The sequence below is a fragment of the Streptomyces litchfieldiae genome, from assembly GCF_031845365.1.
Lineage (GTDB): Bacteria > Actinomycetota > Actinomycetes > Streptomycetales > Streptomycetaceae > Streptomyces > Streptomyces litchfieldiae.
In genome coordinates this window covers 1-461 of the sequence record NZ_JAVREL010000104.1, presented here as the reverse complement: position 1 = coordinate 461, position 461 = coordinate 1, and the positions used below count along the sequence as shown (strand labels likewise).

Sequence of the window (461 nt, the reverse complement as noted above, 5' to 3'; positions counted from 1 at the left end):
CTTCATGTACCGCTCGACGTAGAGGAACTGCTTGCCGATCAGCACCAGTTCACGGGGTAACTTGACGTCGTAGGCGTCGGCCAGCGCCGACAGCTGCCTGCCGATTTCGGCGTATGACATATCGCCCAGCGACTTCATGGTCAGCGGGGTAGCAAACGCCTCGAGGTCCTTGGCGGCCTCGCCCTCGGGTTTCACCGTTCCTACGGCTCCCATCAGCACCACGATCTTGCCCGCCGCCGCGTGGTCCTTCTTGACCAGCAGGGCATAGACCAGTTCGCGCAACAACCAGCGCGTGCGGGGGTCGATCCGGCCCATGATGCCGAAATCGAAGAACACGATCTTGCCGTCGTCGTCGACGTAGAGGTTGCCCGCGTGCAGGTCACCGTGGAACAGGCCGTGTTTGAGACCGCCTTCGAACACGCTGAACAAAAGGGCCTTGACCAGCTCGGTTCCGTCGAAGC

The 461-nt window shown here is 61.8% G+C and carries 1 protein-coding gene; it reads right to left on the bottom strand.

Going from position 1 to position 461, the window contains the following annotated elements:
* Positions 1–461, bottom strand: a 461-nt coding sequence (locus RM590_RS35590; RefSeq protein WP_311708953.1) for an AarF/UbiB family protein, incomplete at both ends; no start/stop codon positions are given.